19 protein-coding genes and 2 pseudogenes are annotated in these 22,969 nt (G+C 66.9%); 9 read left to right on the top strand and 12 right to left on the bottom strand.

Annotated features, from left to right (window positions below; genetic code table 11):
• Window position 1: 1 nt before the first annotated feature.
• From B8W69_RS17155 to B8W69_RS17145, 3 genes are all read right to left on the bottom strand, one after another.
• Window positions 2-895, bottom strand: coding sequence for a fructose bisphosphate aldolase (locus B8W69_RS17155; RefSeq protein WP_085291006.1), 894 nt, complete (start codon window positions 893-895; stop codon window positions 2-4).
• Window positions 896-1,032: 137 nt separating this feature from the next.
• Window positions 1,033-1,605 (bottom strand): cytochrome b, encoded by a 573-nt coding sequence (locus B8W69_RS17150; protein WP_085291005.1) that lies wholly within the window; start codon window positions 1,603-1,605, stop codon window positions 1,033-1,035.
• Window positions 1,602-2,741, bottom strand: coding sequence for a catalase family peroxidase (locus tag B8W69_RS17145; protein WP_439330624.1), 1,140 nt, complete (start codon window positions 2,739-2,741; stop codon window positions 1,602-1,604). Before B8W69_RS17145 ends, B8W69_RS17150 begins: the two co-directional genes overlap by 4 nt.
• A 357-nt stretch (window positions 2,742-3,098) precedes the next feature.
• Between B8W69_RS17145 and B8W69_RS17140 the strand changes: the two genes are divergently transcribed.
• Together B8W69_RS17140 and B8W69_RS17135 are read left to right on the top strand one after the other, a co-directional pair.
• Window positions 3,099-3,476, top strand: a complete 378-nt coding sequence (locus tag B8W69_RS17140) for an STAS domain-containing protein (RefSeq protein WP_085291004.1) — start codon at window positions 3,099-3,101, stop codon at window positions 3,474-3,476.
• 59 nt (window positions 3,477-3,535) lie between these two features.
• Window positions 3,536-3,979 (top strand): ATP-binding protein, encoded by a 444-nt coding sequence (locus B8W69_RS17135; protein WP_085291083.1) that lies wholly within the window; start codon window positions 3,536-3,538, stop codon window positions 3,977-3,979.
• Here B8W69_RS17135 and B8W69_RS17130 read toward each other — a convergent pair whose 3' ends face one another.
• Window positions 3,980-5,065 carry a phosphotransferase family protein gene (locus tag B8W69_RS17130; protein WP_085291003.1) on the bottom strand — a complete coding sequence of 362 codons (1,086 nt, stop codon included), beginning with the start codon at window positions 5,063-5,065 and terminating at the stop codon, window positions 3,980-3,982.
• Window positions 5,062-6,198, bottom strand: a complete 1,137-nt coding sequence (locus B8W69_RS17125; protein WP_085291002.1) for an Rv3169 family protein — start codon at window positions 6,196-6,198, stop codon at window positions 5,062-5,064. Before B8W69_RS17125 ends, B8W69_RS17130 begins: the two co-directional genes overlap by 4 nt.
• Window positions 6,199-6,323: 125 nt before the next feature.
• Between B8W69_RS17125 and B8W69_RS17120 the strand changes: the two genes are divergently transcribed.
• The 5 genes from B8W69_RS17120 to B8W69_RS17100 all read left to right on the top strand — a co-directional run bounded on the left by B8W69_RS17120 (window position 6,324) and on the right by B8W69_RS17100 (window position 11,883).
• Window positions 6,324-6,944, top strand: a complete 621-nt coding sequence (locus B8W69_RS17120; protein ID WP_085291001.1) for a TetR/AcrR family transcriptional regulator — start codon at window positions 6,324-6,326, stop codon at window positions 6,942-6,944.
• A 101-nt stretch (window positions 6,945-7,045) separates the two neighbouring features.
• Window positions 7,046-8,182 carry a phosphotransferase gene (locus tag B8W69_RS17115; protein WP_181447427.1) on the top strand — a complete coding sequence of 379 codons (1,137 nt, stop codon included), beginning with the start codon at window positions 7,046-7,048 and terminating at the stop codon, window positions 8,180-8,182.
• A gap of 128 nt (window positions 8,183-8,310) precedes the next feature.
• Window positions 8,311-10,071 (top strand): N-acyl-D-amino-acid deacylase family protein, encoded by a 1,761-nt coding sequence (locus B8W69_RS17110; RefSeq protein ID WP_085290999.1) that lies wholly within the window; start codon window positions 8,311-8,313, stop codon window positions 10,069-10,071.
• An 11-nt stretch (window positions 10,072-10,082) separates the two neighbouring features.
• Complete coding sequence (locus tag B8W69_RS17105; protein WP_085290998.1) at window positions 10,083-11,435, top strand: aromatic ring-hydroxylating oxygenase subunit alpha; 1,353 nt, start codon at window positions 10,083-10,085, stop codon at window positions 11,433-11,435.
• Between the two features lie 184 nt (window positions 11,436-11,619).
• Window positions 11,620-11,883: a hypothetical protein gene (locus tag B8W69_RS17100; RefSeq protein WP_165762634.1), complete on the top strand. Its 264-nt coding sequence runs from the start codon at window positions 11,620-11,622 to the stop codon at window positions 11,881-11,883.
• Window positions 11,884-11,887: 4 nt separating this feature from the next.
• On the opposite strand, the pseudogene B8W69_RS17095 reads toward B8W69_RS17100, so the two are convergent.
• A pseudogene (locus B8W69_RS17095) lies at window positions 11,888-12,085 on the bottom strand (response regulator transcription factor); the annotation flags it as partial.
• Window positions 12,086-12,092: 7 nt separating this feature from the next.
• Here B8W69_RS17095 and B8W69_RS32270 point away from each other — a divergent pair.
• Window positions 12,093-12,242, top strand: a pseudogene (locus B8W69_RS32270) (MMPL family transporter); the annotation flags it as partial.
• A gap of 104 nt (window positions 12,243-12,346) precedes the next feature.
• Here B8W69_RS32270 and eccCa read toward each other — a convergent pair.
• The 5 genes from eccCa to B8W69_RS31460 form a co-directional block, all read right to left on the bottom strand.
• Window positions 12,347-16,561 (bottom strand): type VII secretion protein EccCa, encoded by a 4,215-nt coding sequence (eccCa, locus tag B8W69_RS17085; protein WP_085290996.1) that lies wholly within the window; start codon window positions 16,559-16,561, stop codon window positions 12,347-12,349.
• Between the two features lie 3 nt (window positions 16,562-16,564).
• On the bottom strand, window positions 16,565-18,052 hold the full coding sequence (gene eccB, locus B8W69_RS17080; RefSeq protein ID WP_085290995.1) for a type VII secretion protein EccB: 1,488 nt from the start codon (window positions 18,050-18,052) through the stop codon (window positions 16,565-16,567).
• 2 nt (window positions 18,053-18,054) lie between these two features.
• On the bottom strand, window positions 18,055-18,921 hold the full coding sequence (locus B8W69_RS17075; protein ID WP_085290994.1) for a transglycosylase SLT domain-containing protein: 867 nt from the start codon (window positions 18,919-18,921) through the stop codon (window positions 18,055-18,057).
• A gap of 274 nt (window positions 18,922-19,195) precedes the next feature.
• Window positions 19,196-20,080: a hypothetical protein gene (locus B8W69_RS17070; RefSeq protein WP_110881975.1), complete on the bottom strand. Its 885-nt coding sequence runs from the start codon at window positions 20,078-20,080 to the stop codon at window positions 19,196-19,198.
• 159 nt (window positions 20,081-20,239) lie between these two features.
• Window positions 20,240-20,890 (bottom strand): DUF5631 domain-containing protein, encoded by a 651-nt coding sequence (locus B8W69_RS31460; protein WP_245843282.1) that lies wholly within the window; start codon window positions 20,888-20,890, stop codon window positions 20,240-20,242.
• A gap of 624 nt (window positions 20,891-21,514) precedes the next feature.
• Here B8W69_RS31460 and B8W69_RS31455 point away from each other — a divergent pair.
• Window positions 21,515-21,787: a hypothetical protein gene (locus B8W69_RS31455; protein WP_085290991.1), complete on the top strand. Its 273-nt coding sequence runs from the start codon at window positions 21,515-21,517 to the stop codon at window positions 21,785-21,787.
• 598 nt (window positions 21,788-22,385) lie between these two features.
• Here B8W69_RS31455 and B8W69_RS17050 read toward each other — a convergent pair.
• Window positions 22,386-22,934, bottom strand: coding sequence for a hypothetical protein (locus B8W69_RS17050; RefSeq protein ID WP_085290989.1), 549 nt, complete (start codon window positions 22,932-22,934; stop codon window positions 22,386-22,388).
• Between the last annotated feature and the right edge of the window lie 35 nt (window positions 22,935-22,969).

Genomic DNA, 22,969 nt, shown 5'->3' with positions numbered 1-22,969 from the left:
CTCAGCCGGCGACGGATGCCTCGTAGATCGACTGGATCGCCTTGTCCAGCGTGGCGTTGAACTGCTCGTCGGACTGGTCGGCGGTCAGCCCCTCGGTCAGGGCCCGGCTGAAGCTGGCGATCAACCCGGTGTTCTTGGCCAGCAACTTGTTGGCCTCCTCGCGGGAGTAACCGCCGGACAGAGCGACCACCCGCATCACCTTCGGGTGCTCGATCAGCGGGCGGTAGAAGTTGACCTCGGTGGGCAGGCTCACCTTGAGCATGACGCGCTGGCCCTCGGGCACGGCGTCGAGTTGCTTGGTGATCTCGTCGCGCAGGATGCCCTCGGCCTCGGCCTTGTCCGAGATCGAGATGGTGACCTCGGGCTCGATGATGGGCACCAGACCGTGCGAGAGCACTTGGTGCCCCAGCTCGAACTGCTGGGCGACCACGGCCGCGATGCCCTTGGGGTTGGCACCGCCGATCACCGACCGCTCCTTGGTGCCGAAGACACCCAGGCCGGCGGCCCGGTCCAGCAGCTCGTCGAGGCCGGGGATGGGCTTCATCAGCTGGACGTCGTCGGACGCGTCGGCCAGACCCTTGTCGATCTTGAGGAAAGGCACCACGCCCTTGGTCTCCCACAGGTAGGTGGTCGACGGCTTGCCCGCGATCTCGCGGTCCATGGTCTGCTCGAACAGGATCGCCGCCAGCACGCGGTCGCCGGTGAACACCGGGGACGTGATGATCCGGGACCGCATCTGGTGAATGAGGTCGAACATCTCCTTCTCGGAGGAATAGGCGTTGTCCTCGATGCCGTAGAGGCGCAGCGCCTTGGGCGTCGAACCGCCGCTCTGGTCGAGGGCCGCGATGAATCCCTTGCCCGACGTCATCCGTTCCGCTTGCTGCTGGTTCGACATTGAACTCTCCCAGTTCCTCGTGGCCCTCATGGGCACCGCACGCCGGTCCGTGCCCGCGCGCTCAAGTCTGAATCGTGCCGATCATATTCGGCCACTTCGAGGCCTAGCAGGCAGGTCGTCGGACTGCGATTTGGGTCTCAGGCCCGGTCTGGCTGCCCGGCGCCGGCCTTGGTGCGCCACAGCGCCATGCAGTCCAGCAGCCGGTCACGCAAGACGAGCGTGTGGAAGAGTACCGCCGTCATATGGGCGGTAAACGCGAGGAAGAGCAGCAGCGCGAAGTCGTTATGGCACTTCCGGAGCACCGCGAAGATGTCGATGTTGCGCGGCGCGATGCCGGGCAGCGCGACCGGCCCGAGCAGGGTGATCGGGAACCGCGCCGCCGACAGCATGGCCCACCCTGTCAGGGGCTGCACCAGCAGCAGCCCGTAGAGCAGGTATTCCGACCACGTCGCGATGCGGCGTTCGGTCTTGCTCATGGTGGCCAGGAAGGCCGGCGGCCGGTGCGCGAGCCGATTCGCCAGCCGGACCAGGGCGAAGGCGAGGATCAGCAGGCCCAGCGGCCGATGGATCGCCAGCAGCAGCGGGTAGTAGCTCAGCGAGGCGACCATGGTCACGCCGATCAGCAACTGCGCGATGACCATCGGCGCCATCAGCCAATGCAGAACGCGCGACGGCAGAGTGAACCGCGCCGCGACGGGGCCCGGCGTCATTGCAGGACCGCTTCGACGTCGACAGCGCTCGCCGTTTTGGGCTCCTCGGCGCGACGGGTGAATGAACGGGCGTACACGGCCGACCGCGCCGCGAGCAGCGGGTCGTCGGAGGCCGCGATGCCGTCGGGCAGCACCAGGGGATCGAAGTTGATGTCGCGCGCGTTGCCGGCCTCCTCCGTCTGGACCGCGGAGATGGTGATGGTGCCGGCGTCGATCGTCCGGCGCCCCGCCGGCCAGGGTTTGGTGGCGTCGTGGGTCGGATCGCCCGGCTCGCCGACGGTGACAACCAGCCGCCAGCTCAGTGACGTGCCCGCCAGGGTGCGAATCACGGCGTCGAACAGGTAGTCCTTGGCCGGCGGAGAGGCAGTCACGGCGCCTTGCTGTGGAATCGCGGACCAGCGCACCGGCACCGTCGCACCGGCACCGTTGGTGCACCGGAAGGCGTTCAGCCCGTGGAACGCGCTGTCAGCGAACCCCGCCGTTGGCGGTGCCTGCTTGATGATGCGCATGGCCGCGGCGGTCTCGGGATGGCGCTGCAGGAACGCCGCCATCTGCTGCGGGTCGGGCTTGCCCGTGCCCGGCAGCGGCTTGGATGCGAGCAAGCGGTCGTAGAACCCGTGGGGCGTGCTGTCCGGAAAGACCGGGATGTTGATCATCGCGGTCCGCCACTGCCGCCCGTCGGGCCCGTCGAACAGCAACCCCAGCCCGCGCACGGTATCGAGCTTGTCGGGCTGGTCGGGCAGCCCACCGGACAGCGAGAACCGGCCGATCAGCGGCACGCTGCCGCGCCGAAAGACCGCGGCCCGGCAGATCGCCGCGGCCGCTCCGCTGCTGACGAACGTTCCGGTGGCGCTCAGGCCCTTGGCGTGGTTTCGCCGGAAACCGTCATGCCGGCCGTAGACGCGCTCGAAGCGATCCGTGAACCTGGACGGGGTCAGCGCGCCGCGGCGCAGCCAACCGCCGGCATACCCGAAACCGCCCACGTCGACCACGGCGACTCCCGCCACCGCCCCGATGCCCAGTAGCGCGCGTCGCCGATTCAGCGCCCCGAATTGCGGCGGCGGCGGCGCGGGCTCCACGGGGTCGTCAGGCCGCTCGTCACCGTGACGTTCGACGCCGCGATCACCGGGTTCCACGACCCACCGTCCTTCCCGTTTGTGCAGGCCACGCCGTGCGGGCCGAGAACGAAACCGGTGGAAGCAACTCACGCACGGGCCGATGCCCCGTGCAACTTCTGCGCCGGCCGTCACGCACATCCGGACTACGTCGCGGCGCCCGAAATCGTTCAGCGTTTTGAGCGCGGTACGCCGCGTGTCCTACCATTGACTAAACACTTGTATCTGTATCTGCATTCAGTAGCGCAGATCGACGGGGTGCGTCTCCTCCGTAGACAAGCGTGTTCCCGAGGGGTTGAATCAACAGCCCCCGGCATGACAGTTGCTTTTTCGGAAGCTAGCGGTGTCCCCGACGGGACCGAATGTGAGTGAAAGACCATGGGCGAACAATCCGGCGACTTCGTCGATCCAACCGCTTTTGAAGTGGGCAAACACCAGGTAGATCAGGCGGTCGTGCTGACCGTCTCCGGCGAAGTCGACATGCTCAGCTCGCCGCTGCTGGCCGATGCCATTCAGACCGCGCTGGCCACCAAGCCCGCGGCGCTGATCGTTGATCTGTCCAAGGTCGGTTTCCTGGCCTCGGCCGGGATGACCGTCCTGGTGACCGCGCAGTCGGAGATTGAGCCGCCGACGCAGTTCGCCGTGGTTGCCAACGGCTCGGCCACCAGCCGGCCGATCAAACTCATGGGAATCGACAGCGTGCTCTCGCTCTACAGCAGCCTCGACGGTGCGCTGAGCGGTCTCGCTGGTGAGTGAGCGTCGACAGCGTGAGGACGCAACTTGGGACGATGGGTCGCTCTGATCAGCAGCAGAACGTGTCGAGCATCGATGATCGATCCCGCTTCGTGCGGACGCGGGTGGCCGCCGACGCGCGCAGCGCTGCGCGGACCCGCGCCGAGTTCAGGGTGTGGCTCGGACGGTATTTCTCACTTGACGACGACCGCTTCAACGACCTGCTGCTGGCGGTGAACGAGGCGATCGCCAATGCCGCGGAATTCGCTTACGTCGACGCCGCGGAGCGCGGGACGGTCGACGTGCGAGCGGCCTACGACAGCGATTCGGACACCTTGGCGGTGACCGTCGACGACCGCGGCCGGTGGCGGCAGAAGAAGCCGGTGCACTACCAGCGGCAGATGCGCGGCCGCGGCATCCCGCTGATGGAGGCACTGGCCGACGACGTCGCCATCGACCGCACGGCGCAGGGCACCCGCGTCACGTTGACCTGGAGCGGTTTGACCGGCCCCGGCTATAGCGCCTGATCAGCCCGACTGCGCCAGCACCTGCTGGATCCGTTCCTCGCGCGGCAGGACTGGACCGTCGTCGAGGGATTCGTCGATACCGAGGTCGCTGAGTCCGGCGCCGGTCAACAGCGAGGTGCCGTAGGCAGCCAGCACGAGTTTCTGATCGTCGCTGTGGCCGTCCTCCACCAGCATCGCGCCGATAAGGCAGATGACGGCCATCTTGAAGGCGTTGAACGCCCGGTACCAGGGCCGGTTCGTGACCGTGATGCCGCTGACCGACTCGTAATGCGCGAGCAGGGCATCGATGGACAGGGCGGCGGGGTGGCTGTTGATCCCGACCGGCTGCATCCACAGCATTTCCAGCCAGCCGATGTCGGTGAGCGGGTCGCCGATAGTCGTCATCTCCCAATCGAAGACCGCGCTGACCTCGCCGCCGGTGAACGCGAAGTTGCCCGGTTTCGCGTCGCCGTGCACCAGCGTGACCTTGGGGCACGGCGCCGGCTTGCCGGCGACCAGTTCGCGATGCAGCCGCTCCAGGGCGGGCAGGGGGCCGCGCTTGACCCGGTTCATCTCCGCAGCCCAGTGCCCGAGTTCTCGGTCGAGGTGGTCGGCGCCGTCGTCGAGGGTGTCCAGCCCGGTGCGGCCGAGGTCGACGGCGTGGATGGCGGCCAGCTGTTCGACCAGGCTCTGGCACATCCGCACCACCGCCTGCTCGGTGGCGCCGGCCGGCGGTTCCATCTCGTAGACGTCGCCGCCGACCCGATCCATCACGTAGAACGGTCTGCCGAGGACGTCACCGGTCGGCTCGAGCCACAGCGCACGCGGGACGCGAACCGGTGTATCGGCCAGGGCGCGCAGGATCGTGAACTGCCGCGCGAGGTCGTAGGGCTCTAGCAGCGCGGGCGGCCGGGGGCGCAGCCTCAACACGACGTCTTGGCGATCGTCACGACCGCCGCGCCGGGTGACCACGCCCAGCGTCATCATCTCTGCCGAGTGTCCGAAGCTCACCCGATCGATGCCCTCGAGGCGCACGTCGTCGGCGCCCGGCACCTGCGTGCGCAACCATCCGCTCAGCCGTTGTTCCAGCTCGGCGCTCAGTGTCATTGGCCGACCGTCTCGCCGTCCGCGGGCAGCCGGGCGACCGGGGTTTTGTCCTGGGTGAATGCGGACATATCCATCGCCGTCCAGTTGGGGTAGCGGCGATAGCCCTGTCCGCCGAGCAGCAATTCGAAGATGCCCCAACCAGTTTCGCCGTCGTTCTCGAAACGCATCAGCTGGTCGAGTGCCATCGATTTACCCTCCGTCTCGGCGAGTTGCTCGGGATCGCGACTGTCCCAAGTGAAATGGATGAAGTACCCGCCACCACCCAGGTCCTCGTATTGGCAGTGCGCCATCGGCAGGCCGTAGTAGGCGTTGACCTCCAGATGGGACGCCTCAGCGATCACCCGATGGGCCCGGCCGTCCTCATCGGTGAAGACGAGCACCGCGCGGGTGGGCCGCTTGCGGTCGCCGTCGAATTCGACCTCGTGCTCGATCTTGACGAATCGTTTCGACAAGGTGCCGTCGGCGTGGGTAATGCCGCCGTCGACGTAATTGACCGTGCCGTCCGATGATTCGATGATCCAGGCCTCGATGGCGTGGTCGCCGAAACCGGCGTCGAGCCACAGCCAGAAGTCGATCTTGTCGGAGACCCGCACCCCGAAGGTGCGGTCGCGACCGCCATGGAAGCCGTCGACGCTGATGCGCTCCCCGTCGATCTGCACCCATCCGCTCCACCGCCCCGGCTCCTTCATGTGGTACATGTCGGCGAGCAATTCGCCGTCCTTGCCATGCACCTTCATCGGCAACAGCTCCCACATCGGCGCCGTGGGTTCGTAATACAGCTCCCACTCGATTCCGGAGTTGTTGGGCTCGACGTCCAATCGCCACTTCTTCAGGGGCTCGACGCAGGTCCAGCGCATCGGCCCGGCGCTCAGGTCTCCGCGGTCGTCGCCGCTGACCGGGCGCCCGGACAACAGATCCCAGTGCCGGCCGTCGGCGAGGCTGACCTTGACGTAGCCCAGCCCGCTGGCGGTGTTGGGATTATTGCCGTAGCCGCTGGCCAGCAGCATGGTGCCGTCCGGCGAGGCGGCGAAGAAGTAGCACCGATCCGACCACGTGGGGTCCGAATTGTGCACCTGGTCGAACGTCGTCGGAAGCTGGTGGGTGAAGGATTCGTCCGCGGCGGAGTACCCCATCGATCGCCTTTTCTGGCTGGCTAAATCTCTGCGCTGCAATCGGATTCAAAAGCGAGGCGGACCGTTCCGGATTCTGCTCACGTCAGATAACAAAGCAGCACAACGCATCCCGTAACATCGCCGCCATGGAACCGAGCCGGCGGTGGGGCGACGACCGCGCGATCCTCGACGACGAGGAGGCCCGCAGCCGAATCCTGGACGCCGCGGGCCGCTGCATCGTCCGGCGCGGCAACACCCAGTTCCGGATGGGCGAGGTGGCCGACGAGGCGGGGGTGTCACGGTCGACGGTGTACCGGTACTTCCCCGCCCGCGACGATGTCCTGCTGGGCCTGATGCTGACGCGTGTGGACAGCGCGATCTCCGAGTTGGTGCGCTCGCTGCCCGCCCCCGACGACCCGGTGCGATCGCTGCCCGAGCTGGTGCTGGCCCGGGTGGAGTCGGTGGACGGCAACGCACTAAACGAAGCGTTGTTCGCCACCGAGAGCACCGCGGTGGCCTCGGCGCTCGAGAAGGGTTCGGCACCCATCGTGGAGCTGCTGATGCGGCATTACGGACCGTTGCTGACCCGGTGGAAAGCGGCGGGGTTGCTCTATGCCGACGTCGATTTCCGGTCGATCGTCCAGTGGCTGCACACCACAACCCTGTTTTTACTGGCTCCGTCGTGGCGATATCGCCCCGCTGCGGACAAGCGAGAATTCGTCGAGCAGTTCGTGGTGAGGGCGCTGGTGCCACAGATCAGACAATAATCGTATATTGTCTGATGTCCAGACGGTCTATTGGTTTCGCCCGGAGCCACCGGTGTTAAAGCGCAGCACCACGGCCCGCCGGCAAATCAGGATGGATGGTCATGAAAAATCCTGTGGGACAAGCGTTCTCTATCCTCGGCCTGGCAGCCCACCTGGGCCGCGGCGCGGGCCGGGTGGCCACCGACGCGGTGGTAGGCGGCCGGTTCGGCCTGCCGCGGACGGTCGAAGACATCGACCGGGCGGTCCTGTCTCGGGTCATGGGCACCACCGTTCGGTCGATCCGCGTCCTGAGCAGAGACGCGGGCACGTCCTCGCGCGGCCGGCTGGTCCTGACCGGCAAGAACGTCCCCGATTCGGTGTTCGTCAAGGTCGCGGCACAGACCGCCGCCACCCGGCTGATGGGCGAGCTCGGACGCCTCGGACAAACCGAGGTGCGGTTCTATCGTGAGCTCGCGCCGCAGGTCATCGGCGTCCCCTATTGCTACGGCGCGGCATTCGACGCTTCGACCGGCCGCTACCTGCTGGTCCTGGAGGACCTGCCGGCCGAGTCGTGCGAGTTTCCGGACACCCTGCACCCGCTGTCCGCCGACCAGGCCAGTTTGATCATCGAGCTGCTGGCCGAGCTGCACGCCACCTTCTGGGGCCGGCTGCCGCGCGACGGACGCGGCCCGATGGGCTGGCTGTACACCCCGTCCGGCGATGTCACGTCGCTGTTGACCGGTTCGTTGATGCACACCTCGATCAAGCGGCTCGCCGAACGCACGACGCTCCCGGTGGACAACGGCAGATTCATCGCCGACAACTACCGTGCCGTCGCCGCACTCATCGACGCTCCCCCGCACACCGTCATGCACGGTGACGCTCACCCGGGGAACATGTACTTCCACGGCGGCAAGGCCGGGCTGCTGGACTGGCAGGCGGTGCGCCGGGGGCATCCCTCCCGCGAACTGGCCTACACGCTGATCACCAGCCTGACCCCGGAGGACCGGCGGGCCAACCAGCGCGAACTCCTCGACGACTACCGGCGGGCGCTGGTCGCGTCCGGCGGCCCCGACCTGGATCGCGACGACCTGTGGCTGCGGTTCCGCCAAGGCGCGCTCTACGCCTACGTCGCCCCGCTGATCACCACCGGCATGGGCGGAATGCAGGTCGAAGACATCGCGATGGAAGGCCTGCGCCGAGGTGTCGCGGCGCTGGACGATCTGGAAACCGTCGCCGCTCTGAAGAGCTCCCTGTAGGCCGGTCCAATTCGGCTGAGGCTATTGCCTTCGCCGCGCCAAGAGTTACGCTACCTACCGTAGCGAAATGCTGCGCGCTTCACGGCTCAGCCCTCCAGAGACAGCCCACGGCGGCGAAGAGGAGCCTCATGTTCGACCTCAAGATCATCGGTGGAACCGTCGTCGACGGCACGGGCGCCGAACGCTACTCGGCCGACATCGGCATCAAGGACGGCAAGATCGTCGACGTCGTGCGCCGCACCGCCGACGGCCCGGCGATGAGCGGGGCGGCGGCCGAAACCATCGACGCCACAGGGCATGTGGTGGCCCCCGGCTTCGTCGACATCCACACCCACTACGACGGCCAGGTCAGCTGGGACAGCCTGCTGGAGCCGTCCAGCGGGCACGGCGTGACCACGATCGTGACCGGAAACTGCGGCGTCGGGTTCGCGCCGGTGCGGCCCGGCAGCGAGCAGTGGCTGATCGAGCTGATGGAGGGCGTCGAGGACATCCCCGGCACCGCGCTGACCGAAGGCATCACCTGGGGCTGGGAGACCTACCCCGAATACCTCGACGCGGTCGGCAAGCAGAAGTTCTCCGTCGACGTGGGCAGCCAGGTCGCGCACGGCGCCGTCCGCGCCTACGCGATGGGCGAGCGCGGGGCCCGCAACGAGCCGGCCACCCCCGAGGACATCGAGGCGATGGGCCGGCTGGTTCGTGAGGCGATCGAGGCCGGCGCGCTCGGCTTCTCCACGTCGCGCACGATGGGCCACCGCGCAATGGACGGCCAACCCGTCCCCGGCACCTTCGCGGCCGAAGAGGAGCTGTTCGGCCTCGGCCGCGCCATGGCGGCCGGCGGTCAGGCGGTGTTCGAGCTGGCGCCGCAGGGGGCCGCCGGCGAGGACATCATCGGTCCCAAAAAAGAACTCGACTGGATGCGCCGGCTCAGCGCCGAGATCGACCGGCCGGTGTCCTTCGCGCTGATTCAGGTGGACGCCGATCCGAAACTGTGGCGCGAGATGCTGGACCTATCGGCGGACGCGCACGCGGCGGGCGCCCGCCTCCACCCTCAGATCGCGGCGCGGCCATTCGGCATGATGATCGGCTTCCAAGGGCATCACGGGTTCAGCCACCGGCCCACCTACCGCCGGCTCAAGGCCGAGTGCGGCCGCGACGAGCTCGCGCAGCGGCTCGCCGAACCCGCGGTGAAGGCCGCAATCCTTTCCGAGGACGACCTGCCCGTCGACCCCAGCTTGTTGTTCGACGGGATGTTCGCCCTGGTGCAGCACTCGCTCGGCAGGCTCTTTGCGCTCGGCAATCCGCCCGACTACGAGCCGACGCCGGACCGCACCGTCGCGGCTATCGCGAAGGCCCGCGGCGAGGACCCGCTGTCCACGCTGTACGACCTCATGCTGGAGTCCAACGCGACCAACATGCTGATGCTGCCGTTGTTCAACTACGCCGACGGCAACCACGACGCGATCCGCGAGATGATGCTGCACCCGGCCGGCGTGCTCGGACTCTCCGACGGCGGCGCCCACTGCGGGATGATCTGTGATGCGTCCTACCCGACGTTCCTGCTCACCCACTGGGCGCGGGACCGGCACCGGGGCGAGAAGCTGTCGCTGGAGTACGTGATCCGCAAGCAATCCCGCGACACCGCGCACCTGTTCGGGCTCACCGACCGCGGCACCCTCGAGCCTGGCAAGAAGGCCGACATCAACGTCATTGACATGGATGCCCTGACCCTGCACCCGGCGGCAATGGCGTTCGACCTACCCGCCGGTGGGAACCGAATCCTGCAGGGCGCCAGCGGTTATGCCGCGACCATCGTCAGCGGAACGGTGACCCGCCGCAAAGATGTCGACACCGGCGCCCGCCCCGGACGCCTGGTCCGCGGAGCGCGCTGAGAACTCCCCCGATGGCGACAGCGGCCGGCAATCCGGCGCGGACCCGCGACGAGGATGCCATCGGCATCCCGCCGGAGAACCCGACGCTGGTGCCCGCCGAGCGCTACTACTCCCCCGCCTTCGCCGCGCTCGAAATGCAGCGGATGTGGCCTCGGGTGTGGCAACTGGCCTGCATGGTCGACCACGTCGCCGCACCCGGCGACTATTTCGAATACCGCTGCGGCCCTTACGGTGTGCTGATCGTCCGGGACGACGACGGGGCGCTCCGCGCGTTCCAGAACGTCTGCCGGCATCGCGGCAATTCGCTGTGCACCGGATCCGGCTCGGGCCTGCGCGAACTCAAGTGCGGCTATCACGGGTGGACCTGGGACCTGGCCGGGGCGCTCAAACGGGTGCCCGACCGCAAGGGCTTCGGCTCGCTGCGGATGTCCGACTTTCCGCTGATACCGGCTCGAGTCGACACCTGGGCCGGGCTCGTCTTCGTCAACCTCGACTCGGGCGCGGTGTCGTTGACCGAGTATCTGGAGGCGGTGCCCGACGACATCGCCTGGTGCCACCTGGAGGATTTCCGCTGCTACGCCACGCTCACCGTCGAGGTCGACGCCAACTGGAAGACGATTGCCGACGGATACAGCGAGACCTACCACATCCAGACACTGCATCCCGAACTGCTGCGCTGTGTCGACGATATCCACGCGCCGCAACGGATTTGGAGCCATGCCGGGAAATCGGACCAACCTTATGGTGTGCAAAGCCCCCGTTTCGACGGCGCGCTGAGCGACGAAGAGGTCTGGAACGCCTACGTCTACACGCAGGGGGCCCTGATGGGCGCCGACGAGGGCACGCCCTTCCCCGCCGAGGAGCGCCGGCCCGGCCAGACGGTTGCCGACCTGATCGCCGACCGCACCCGTGCCTTCGCCGCGAGCCGCGGTGTCGATCTCGACTGGGCTGATACCGATCGGATGACCCGCTTGCACCAGTACAACGTGTTTCCCAACATGACGCTGTTGACCAACGCCGATCACCTGACCGTCATGTGCTCGCGACCCGCCCCCGACCCCTCCCCCGACAAGGGCGAACTGATTATGTTCTTGATGACGCGGATGCCCCCGGGTGCGCCGCGCGCCAAGCCGGCGGACGTCCGCATGGCCGCCGATGCGGCCGAGCCGGGCTCCGGACCAGGGATCGTGCTCACCCAAGACATCGCGGTGCTGCCCGGCCTGCAGCGCGGTATGCATCAACCCGGCTTCACACACATGGTGTTGTCCAGCGAGGAACGGCGCGTGATCAACATGCATCGCAACCTGGAGCGCTACCTCGAGTTGCCCACATCCCAGCAAATGAGCGGTGGTGCGTCGAAGTGATATCTCACAGCATAATTCGTGTTCACAGCGCGAAAGTGGCGCCGAGCGATCTACAATCCCGCTTGTGATGACCCCGTCTTACCCCTGGGGGGACGATCGAGGGCAACTTGCGCGGCGGCTTCGGCTGCCATATGAAACGCTCCGCCGACGGCGGGCGCTACGTCTGTGCCACAGTTTCGAACGGGTGGGTGTTCGAACGGCACCGGAGCGGTTGCGGCAAATGCTGGAGGGCGCGCCGCTGGCCGCCCACGAACTGATGAACGTGAACTTCGCGTTGATCGCGATCCGGCTCGACCGCGAATTGCGTGCCGCCCGCTACAAGCGGCTCAAGCAACGCGGCGCCCGCTCGCTGATGTTCGCTGGCCTGATCATGGTGGTGCTGAACTTCCTGGTGTGCATGGCCTACCTGCTGCTGCTGAACCTGACGGAGGAATCGGCGCCCCTCTAGGGCGTCAGCGCGGCGCGACGATGCCGTTGTCGTACGCGTAGACGATCGCGGCGGCGCGGTCGCGCAGATCAAGCTTCCCGAAGATCCGCCCGATGTCGCTCTTGACCGTGACGCCCCAGATGCACAGTTGATTGGCGATCTCCGTATTCGACAGGCCCTGGCCGATCAGCGTCAGCACGTCGAGCTCGCGGGTGGTCAGCTCGCAGCTCTGCTATGTCGCCGGCGATACCGAGCTGTTGGTGGTCGGCGCGCTGGTCCTCATCTTCCTGATCGTCACCGCCATGTTGCGCAGCCCGGTCGCGGGATTGGTCGTCGTCGGGACCGTGGTCACCTCGTATGCGTCGGCCATCGGGCGTTCATCGTGCCGTCCATCGTGGCGCTGTTGGGTCGGTGGTTCTGGTGGCCGAGCCCACTCCCCGCCGGGTCATCACGCCGACGGTGAAAACGCCCAAACCGCAACTGGTTACTGCTGCGGCGGTGTGACCGATGAGGGCAGTCCGACCAGCACGCCTTCGACGTCACCGTCGACGCTGACCAACAGGCCACGGCCCGGCGGCAGCGTCTGGGCCCGGACGTTTCGGTTGATCCGGTTCTGCGGATCGTTGTCCATGTACAGCTGAGCCACTTTCGCCGAGTTCTGGAATCGCATCCACGGATCCATTTGCAGCGTCGCCCAGTTCGCGCTGTTGCGCGTGGTGAAGACGTGCAAGCCGATCTGCCGCGCACGCTCCATCAGCTTCCACAGCGCCGCGCCCACCGGCGGCTTGGGCGGGTAGCTCTGGTCCGGGCGCAGGTCCTGGATGTCGTCGATGAGCACGAAGTGTCGCGGACCCTCCCACGGCTTGAGCGCGCGTAACTCCTCCTGGCTCAGGCCCTTCGGGGGCAACCGGGGCAGCAGGACCTGCTGCGCGAGTGCGGTGACGACCTCGTCGATCTCGTCCTGGTCGTAGGCGTACGCGCTCACGTAGCCGGGCCCGTGCAGATCGCGCAGACCGTGCGGTGCGGTTTTGGGGTCGATCAGCGTCAGCTGAGCCTCTTCCGGGCTGAACCGATTCATGATCGCCTCGCCAATGGCGACCAGCGACATGGTTTTTCCGCAGCCCTGCCGTCCCAAGATCATCAATCCGGGGCTCTCGCGCAGCTTGATGGGGACGGGGCCCAGTTCGTGCCGCTCGCCGATGGCGAAGCTGATCGATAGGTCGTCACCGGCGGGGTGCGCGGCCTCGTAGTCCAGGATCGCCTTCAGCGCCACCCGCTGCGGCAGTCGCTGCAGGGTGGCGTGCTTGGTCACTCCGGCTACGTCCGCGATGCGGGCGCCGACGTCGATGATGCTGACCACCGCGCCGGTGGTGGGGTCGGTGAGCGCGGGCACACCCACCCGCAGCTCGTGCAGGCTGTCGGTCAGACCGAAGCCGGGCCGGTTCAGCGTTCGCCGGGCCGCGTCGCGCGATTCGAGCGACGAGTGGCCCATCTGGCTTTCGCTAGGATCGGCCAGCCGCAATTGGATTCGCGCCGTGGCGTTTTGCAGCAGGCTCTGCCGCTGCCCGTGAATCCAGCCGCCGGCGCTGCACATCACGTGCACCCCGTATTCGGGGCCGCGGCTGCTCAACGAGATGATGCGGTCACCGAGCACGGTGTCCTTCGAGTACAGATCGTCGTAGTCATCGACCACCACGAAGACGTCGCCGAACGGGTCGTTGGCATCGGTGCCGCCCAGGCCGTCGCTGCCCGGGGCGAACCGGCGTTCGCGGAAGCCGTCGAGGTCGATCTTGAGGCGCCGGAACGAATCCTCGCGGGCATCGATCAAGGCGTCCATGCTGCTCAGGATCCGCTCGATGCCCTCGGCGTCCTTTGGCGACACGATGTCGGTGACATGCGGCAGCGAGGCGGCCTGGGCGAGGGTCGCCCCGCCGATGCAGAAGAACGTCACGCGCGACGGGTTGTACATCGTTGCCGCCGAGCACATCAGTGTCATCAGCGTGGTGGTCTTGCCGCGCTGCTTGGCGCCCACCACAATCACGTTGCTGCGCAACGCGTCCACCGCGTGCACGATCTGCTTGGACTCTTCCGGGATGTCCATGACGCCCACCGGGAACATCAGGCCCGGGTTGCGCCCATAGTCAACATGCCAGGGCTTGCCGCGGTATCCGGCAACGAGGGCGTCGATGGACTCGGGCTCCTCCAGCGGCTCGAGCCACGGCCGGCGCGGTGAGCGGTGCGGCACATCGTGCAGCGACTCCCGCAGCACATCGACGATCTTCTTCCGCTTGAAACCGTCTTCGTAGTAGAGGAATTCGTCAGGCTCGGCGTCGACGGCCGCGGCGGCTTCCAGCGCCGTGGCGTCGGAGGCGTCCAGCGGCTGGAACTGCCAGTTGTACAACCGCGGCTTGGTCAACGTCATGTCGACGGTGGTGGCGACCTCCTTGGTCTTCGGCACCACGAACGGGGCGGACAGGTAGAAGCAGCGGAACGGCTCGAGGTCGCGCGGCCCAACCTTGAGCAGACCGAAACCGTTTTCTTTGGACGGCAGGTGGTAGGCGGCGTCCGAGCCGATCACCTCGCGGCTGTCGTCACCGGACTCAGCGCGCAGCGCGATGCGAAACGCGATGTTGGACTTGACTTTTTGCAGCGAGGACAGGTCCAGCCGCTGCCCGCCCAGCATGAAGAAGACGTTGGCACCGCGACCTTCCTGGCCGATGTGGATGATCAGATTGATCCACTTCTCGTGGTTGGCGAACAGTTCCAGGTACTCGTCGACGATGACGAGCAGAACCGGCACCGGCGGCAGATCGCGGCCAGCGAGCCGGATCTCCTCGTAGTCGTTGGCGTCACGGGCACCCACCGAGGTGAACAGCTCGTAGCGCTGTTTGATCTCACCGTCGATGACCCTGCGCATCCGCTCGGCCAGGTGCCGTTCGTCCTTGCCGAGGTTCGACAGCGCGGCCACCACGTGCGGAATGCCCAGGATGTCCTGCGCCGCCGACTCGAACTTCATGTCGACGAAGATGACGTTGAACGTCTCCGGGGAGTGTGTCAGCGCGATGCCGTAGACCAACGACAGGAAGAACTCCGACTTGCCCGAGCCACTGGTGCCGATGACGACCGAGTGGAACCCGAAGCCGCCGAAGTCTTTGGCGCGGATGATGATGTTCTGCAGCTCGCCGTTGGGTTTGGCGCCGACCGGGACCTCGCACCAGCGCTCGTCGCCGCGCCCGCGGCGTTCGGCCCACAGCCGGTCGACGTCCAGTTCGCGGGGGTCGTTGATGCCCAGAGCTCGCAGGAGTTCGGTTGCGCCGCTGATGGATTCGGCGATCTCGCTGCGACTGGTCGGTGACCAACGGGCCATCGCCCGCGCGTAGCGGTAGGCGCGGTGTACGGAGAGCTGGTCGGCGTGGGCGAAGAACTTGTTGCGGACCCGCAGCAGTGGTGCGGGGCGGTCGTCTTCGCCGTCGGCGTCGGACCCGTTGCGGTGCAGGGTCACTTGGCCGTTGACCGAGCTGTTGGGTGAGCTGTGGCGTTCGCTGAGGTCGAACACCTGGTCGTCGGCGAAGCCGACGCCGGTGCCGATCCGAGAGGCGATGCGCAGCAAAGTGATTCCCGCCTTACCGACCTGGCCGACGACACTCTCCCACGCGTCGGGGCTGCCGGTGTTGTCGTCGACGATCACCAGGTGCGGGCCCAAATCGACAGTGTCCGTGCCGGTTTCCAGCGTCGAGCCCATCGCCGTGGGGCTGGCCGCAGCAAGCGGCGTCCAGGCGCCGCGCTTTCCCTTCATGTGCAGCTCGGCGCCGAGGGTCTCTTCGAGTTCCTCGGGTGTGGCGAAGATAAGGCGACGAAAACCGCAAGCGTCGAAGAGTTCGTCATGCAAGTTGTGCGGCAGCCAAACGATCCACGACCACACCTCGGGGTTGCGCGTCACCACCATCAGCTTGACGTCGCGCGGGTTGTGGAAGACCGCGAGGGAGCACAGCACGGAGCGCATCAGCGACCGGAGCCGGTCCAGGTCCTCTCCGACGAAGCTGAATCCGGGCGCCGAGCGCAGGTTGACCACCTTGGCGATGTCGCGAATCTTGCGCTGCTCCAAGATGAAATCGCGAAGCGCCTGCCCGGTGACGGGTTCGAGCTCCTCGTCGGAGGCGATGTCGGGCCAGGTCACCGATAGCACCGAGTCCGGCGCGTGCTGCACGCCGGTGCCGAGCCGCACCTCCAGGAAGTCCGCGTCGCCGCGCCCGCGTTCCCACATCCGCGGGCCGCCGATGATGGCGCCGAGCCCGCGGGGGTCGGCGTGCACGGAGTTCTGCCATTCGCGTTGCGCACACACGGCGGTCTGGATCTCGTCGCGGTTGCCGTCGAGGTCACGAAGATAGCGGCGGCGGCCCTTTTCCATTTCGCCCCATGTGATCTTGCGGGCTCGGCCGAAGCGGCCCGAGAAGGCCAGCATGCTGAAGGCGCCGATGCCCATGAGGGGGAAGAAGCCGGTGGTCAGGCTGCGCACGCCGGAAACGTAAAGCATGACGATGGTGCCGATGAGCGCGACGATCAGCGCGGGCACACCGATCATCACCCAGATGTTGCGCGGCTCGCGCTCTGGCAATGCGATCGGCGCACTCGGTGCTACCCGAACCGGTTTCGGCGGCTCGATCTTGACGCGGTTGATGGGGAACGCTTTCTTGGACATTCTCTAGCCTCCCGGCTTCGCCGATGTCGTCACCACAGCCACCTTGCCGAGCGCCGGGATGGTGTCCCGCGCCAAAAGCGCTGCCTCCCTTGACAGTGCCGGGCCCGCTGCGAAGGTCCGCAGCAGCGGCCAGGGTGCCTGCACCGCCGACCCCGGGTCGAGCCCGAGCGCGCGCAACGTCGTGTCATCGTTGGTGATGCCGAACCGCACCCCGTTGTCGGACACCCAGAACAACGATTCCCGGGAGTCGGAAGTCACCACGCCGCTGGTCGACGCCACGAAGTTCGCCGCGCCCGGCAAGACCAGCACCTGGTTGGCGACCACCGAAGCCGGGTCGCGGTCGTCACGCACCAGGTGCACGATGCGGTTGTCCATATACGACGGCGTGGGAAGGCCGCGCCCGTTGTAGACCACGACGCGCGCCTGCGGATCCGTCGACCCCTTCTGCCACCCCACGCAGGTGGTCGGATCGGCCGCGGTATCAATGAAATCCAGGCGCTTGGTCGGGTAGTAGTCCACCGCGAGCGAGGACACCTCGGGGATGTTGACCAAGACGTCGGGAGTCACAACGCGGGGCGCCGTCGACCCGTAGGAGTTGGCGCTGCGCAACAGGTCGGCGACGAAGCTGGTGACCTTCTGAATCCCGTCGGACAGCAGCACGTAGAACTGCTTGCCGCCGCTGGCGGTCTGGGCTTGCAACACCGCTCCGACCTGTGAGCCGGACACCCAGGTCGACGGCGTGCCCGCCAGGGGTACGACGGGCACGCCGAGCGGTTCGGTCGCGGGTAGCGCGTCGTACAGGGCACGCGAAATCTCTACCGGCAGTGTGACTCCCGGGTCGAGTCCCAGGCTCAACGTGATCGCCCTGTTCGTCGGATCGATCTGCGAGCGTTTGCCGCCCCAGATCACGAAGGTGTTGCCCTCGAACGTGACCAGCACCCCGGCGTCGTCGCTCAGCGGTGTGGCGCGGTCGAAGCCGTCGAGCACGCCGGCGATCGAGGTCACCACCGGTCGTTCGGAGCTGCGCGGTCGTCCTGCTGTGTCGCACACGGCCCACGCCGACGTCGCACCCCGATGGACCGGCATCGCCGCCGGCGCACCCGGGATGCCGACCAGCGGCCCGGTCGGATACTTCGCTATCTCGGCGGGTTTCACCCACGTCGGCTGATTCGCCGTGCCGGTCGCCAGCCGCGCGGACGTCAGATTCAGCACCGGGTAGAGCCGGCCGTCGATCCGGGCATACAGCGCCCCGGAATCGCGGTCGCCGATGATTGCCGAATCGCCCACGATGCCAGTCGGTTTCAGGACGTTCAGCAGCAACATCCAGCCGCAGGCGATGGCCACCAGGAGTACCGACAACACCAGCGCGGCGGTTTGCTTGCGGTCATCGTGTTTCATGCGCACCGAGAAGCGGGTGGTCGCTGCGCGCAGCCGACGGTTGTAGAATAGGTGCCCAGAGTTCTGGTCGCGGTTAGACAAACTCAGCGGCATGCTCAGTACCCCTTGGGTGCTCGGTGAGGATCGGCCTGCTGAATCCGATCAGCCAGATTCGACGCGTCGACGGCCACTCCGTAGCGACCCATCGCATAGTTGATGAACGCGCACGCCTGCGCCACCAGATCGTGGATGTCGCGCGAGGTCGCCGGCTGGTGGTAGGCCGCAAACGTCGGCGCGATGAACTGCCACGCGCCCTTGCTCGGTGTGCCCCGTGCGGCATTGGAATCCCAGTCGTTGACCGCGTTCGCGTTGTAGTTGGATTCGCGGCGGGCCACCAAGTCCATGCCGCGTTCCCAGCGTGCGCGCGCCGCCGGGTCGTGAATGCCCTTGATGTCCAGGGCTTTACGGATCGCCGCCAGTACCGCCGGGCGTCCGCTGGCCTGGTTGCTGTGCATCGACCGCCCTCGTAGGTAGTGCAAGCGTCGCAGCCTGCGCCCGAGCAGCCTTGCCCGGCGTCGTGATCCGGCGACATGCCGATGTTGGGCCCGCAGCCGAGCCGCCATGCGCGCAACCGCCTCGCGTCGGCCCAGCGGCGTATCGACCGCAGGTGCCGTGTCGGTCAGGGCGGCGTCCAGCACCGTCCGCGTCGCCGCGCGTCCGTGCGTGTGATCGGCCCGTGCCGCGCTGATGATCTGTCCGAGCGCCCGGTCCGCATGGGCCAGCCGCGTCAACTGCGTTACGGAGGCACCCGATCGTTTCGCCGCCGCGTCGGGCAGTCCGTCCGAGCGGTGCGTTATCGCCTCGGCGTGCGCCTGCGTCCGGGCCGGTGCGTCACCGACGGTGTCGTCCTTCGTCGCTCCAGAGAACAGGTTGTGGGCGCGAGACAGCGCCGTGACCGCTTGCGCTTTTAGGGGATCGGTCACCGGCCTCCCCGCCCTGATCCATTTGTGCGCCCTCGCGGCGCCGCATCCGTGCCGGACACTTCGCGCTAGTACTCCCACACCCTCCTGGCCGCGTATTCCGCGGTCGCTGCAGACGTACCAATAGCATGCACGTATCGACAGTTCCGCTGTCAATAACGAGCAACCCAATTTGACCCGCACATTGGGATCGGCCCGGCCGCGATTAAGTAGCGACAATACTGGCGGGCGAACCCCCCGGCCACTCACGTTTCGGCGGGCTGGGAAGAGTCGTTGGCTATTCTTTCGGCTCGTCCTCGGACGGCATGATAACGATCCGGCGGTTGGGCCTATTGGTGACGACGGTCGGCTTCGCCTCGCCGGATTTGCTGCCCGGGGCGCTCGGCGGAATCGTCAAGCGGCCCTTGATCGGTTGGCCGTTGGGCACACTCGGGGCCACCACCCGCTTCTCGACCGGGCTGTCTTTCTTGCCGCCTTCGCCCCCGGCGCTCATGGCGCCCGGCGGCATCATCGGCATACCGGTCATGCCGGATTGCCCGGGCATGGCGGGCATGCCACCGGTTGGGGGCATCATCGGCGCCTTGGCGCCTGCCGGGGTGGTCGGCGGGGACGACGAGGGTACGGGCGGCGGGCCCAGTGAGCTGGCCGGAGTCGTGCCACCACCGCCGAGGCCTGCACCGCCGCCGCCGGAGCCGGCGCCCAGTCCGGAACCGCCGCCACTGCCGACGCTGTCGACCAGATGCGCGTCGTTGACAAGCCCGGCCCCGTGGGCACCGCCCTGCACCGCGCTCATCAGCGGCTGGAGTGCACTCTGACCGGCCTGCATCGCCTGTTGCGGAAGCTGTGTCATCGGCCCCATGACGCCACCGATCGCGCCGCCGAGCGCACCCGTGACGCTCTGCAGCATCTGCTGGATCATCTGCATGTCCTGCTGGCTGTTGGCCTCGTTCGCTGGGAACTTCGCCGCGGCGTCGGCGGCGTGGGCGCGACGGTCGGCGTCTGCGGCAGCGGCGTCGGCCGCATCTTTGGGGACGCCCGCATTGCCGGCTCCGGTTAGTGCACCGCCACCGCCGCCGCCGGCGGGAGATTGGTCGGGTGGGTGACCGGGGCCCGGCTTCGGTGGGGGAAATGGAACTCCGTCGGCTAGCCAGCCGGTACTCATCGGATCGTGACTGATGCCTCCACCCATGACCGCGATCTCACCTCCACCCCGGTTTGCAATGCCGAACGCTTGATGCGCACCCTTCGCGCGGTCGAGCGCCAGTACGACAATTTTGGCACAAAACGCCGGTAACGCTATTCACCCAACAACTGGGGGCAACTACGAACCGCCCCGGTGACTGATCGCGTCAAACCACGCCAGATGATAATTCGCGAGATAACCATGCCCGTCGATCAGCGCCTCGATAGCTGCCAAAAGCATCCAATCCCCGACAGCTTCTGTGTCGTGATTGGGATATGCAGTCAGCACCGAGTGCTGAATTTCAGCGACGCATTCGCGCAACAGCTCGGATTCGCTCTCGAGGACACCCGTTTTTCGCACCGCAGGTGCCGCGACCGCCTGCGCGATTCGGGGTAGCCCGTCCCGGCGGCGCACCGCATCAACCAGGGTGGGCCCGAGCTCGTCGACTTCAGGTGCCGCAGAACGGGCAGGCCGATCACCGCTGAGCGCGGGCTCGTCGGGACCAGGTTCGCCGACATACGTGTTGGCGTGATGGGCCGCTGCGACCGTGATGGCGCCGAGCAAATCCACCACGTTGGCGTCATGCCGTCGTGTTGCCGGCTCAAGCAGGGTTACGTGGGCGGGCAACCGGACGTGCGGTGGAATCCATCCGCCGGCGAGGTCGGTGACCAGCAGCGTCGTGGTGCCGTCGTCGCGCAGTCCCGCCGCCCACGACAGCCGCGGCTCCTGACGGGCCACCGCGTCGACAAGACGCTGCAGCCGCTGTTGTTCGGCCGTCCTGGCGGACACCGTGCCGGCGGTCGCGCCTGCTGCCGCGGATGCTGCCGATGCTCCGGCTATGGTCGACGATCCCGCGCCGGCTTGGCCCGCTGCGGCAGCGGACCCCGTCCGCTCCACGGGGGAGACAAGCGGTCCGCCGGCGGATGGGGACGATGCCGGCGAAGAAGCTACCGGTGCACCCGACACGGGACCGGCCGGCGCAGAAGGCACGGATGGGGGCGCGACCACGGGCGGACGCAGGTCGGAACCATAGGCGGGCAACGATCCTGATGGAATGGAAGGTCCGCCACCGAGTGTCGGTGCGGGCGATGACCATGCACCGCTGGTCATCACCGGCGCGACTGAGGCGCCTCCGCCGGTGGCGGCCGGCGCGGGAGACGCGGCGGGGGGTGCATCAACCGGAGTGCCTGTCGGGATGAATGCTCCCGCGCTGGGTACGGTCGGCATGACTGCCGGCGTTGCCTGAGGGGTCTGGGGTCCCCCGGCCTCCATCGCTTGCAGAGGCCCCGCCGTAAACGCTTGCCCCCCAGGGCCTGTCGCCTGCCCGGTCGCTAAGCCGGACGTGAAGGCTTGCCCTAACCCGGGCTGGCCGCCTTGCCCAAGACTGGCCGGTGAAATCGGCATTCCACCGCCATGAACGCCTGGCATGCCCGGCGATACGGTTCCGCCACCGCCGGGCATCTGGACGCCCGGCGCAAGCGGGGCTTGTGGTCCGCCAGTTACCTGACCACCGTTCCCGCCGACCCCACCGAACACCGGTTGGGGCGCCGCGCCTCCACCGGGGGCTTGACCACCGCCTCCTCCGCCACCACTTCCTTCGCCACCAAACACCGCTGGCGCCGCCTGGGCACCGCCGCCTCCGTGCGGGGGGTTGCCGAGCCCCTTGCCGCCGAACACCGGTTCTGATCTCCCCGGCGAAGGATCCAGGTCATGCTGACTGATTGGGCTCGGCGGCTTGGCATCGCCAACATCGAACCCGTTTGCCTGCGCCCAGCTCCGGGCGTTACCACCAATGCCTTCAGCATCGAGAATCTTTTGCGTAGCTGCCATCATCTTGTCGGCCGCGTCCCGACTGGCATTCGCGGCGTCGGCGTTGCAGCGAGTCTGAATAGCTTGTACTTCTGCCAACTTCTCCGGAGGCGGCTTTTTTGACGCCAGGATGTCATTGATTTCTTTGTTGCCCGTATTTGCTATGTCCGACAAGCGACTTCGCAGATAGTCGATGGCGTCGGCGCCGGCATTAAATGCCGATGCCTTCGTTTGGTACTTTTCGGCAAGATCCAGGTGGAGCTTTTCCCCTTGCTGGAATCTGGTTATAAGATCGTCTGCCGTATGTCCCTTATTATTTGCAGCAAAGGCCGTCCATTGGGTGCGCAAGTTCTGCGAATACAGTTGCTGCTCCGCGCACTCTTGGCTCCAGTGTTGAGCGCCGGCGCGTAAACCTGTCGACGGTGCTGGCCACCAGGGCCCGATCAGCGCGGCTGTCCACGTACCAGGTGGAAGATCAACCGCCACCGCATACCTTTTTCATTGCAGCGTCCTTGGCGATAACGTCATCGAGAGCAGCTCGATAATCTGCGTCGGTGGCGACCGCGCTATTGCCCATGGCAGTAACTGTCCCGTAGGCAATTGCCAAGGCGCGGGCAGCCTCTCGATGGTTGGTATCAAGAGTAGGAGCCGTCGACGCCATATTGAGCATCACGGCACCGTTCGTATCCGCGATACGGGCCAGTGCCTTATCGTTACCGCTGGTGTCCACTTCCACCGCTCGCGCTACCAGCTTGTACGTGTCGCAAAGTATTTTCTGTGCTGCGCCAGTCTCCGCCGCACTATAAGTCGGCGTAGTTGTGGTAGCGACTGATTTCGAAGCCGTGGGCCGGGTCAGTGCTAACACCATGGCTGCGACGGCTATTGCCGCCGTTAGGGCTAGTGCCATCGCTAACCATGGGCGTGGGCGAGATACTGGTTGCGAGAAATGCGGTGGCGGCCAACCTCCAGCGGGCGGCGGGCTTGACGGCCCTTCACCATGGCCCAAGGGCAGGTCTCCCATCATACGTCCTCCTTTTGGTCCGGAAGCTCCTGCGGCAG

Origin of the sequence: Mycolicibacterium vulneris (assembly GCF_002104765.1) — a bacterium.
Classification (GTDB): Bacteria; Actinomycetota; Actinomycetes; order Mycobacteriales; family Mycobacteriaceae; genus Mycobacterium; species Mycobacterium vulneris.
The sequence above is the reverse complement of the archived record's forward strand: the minus strand, read 5'-3'. Positions and strand labels throughout refer to the sequence as shown.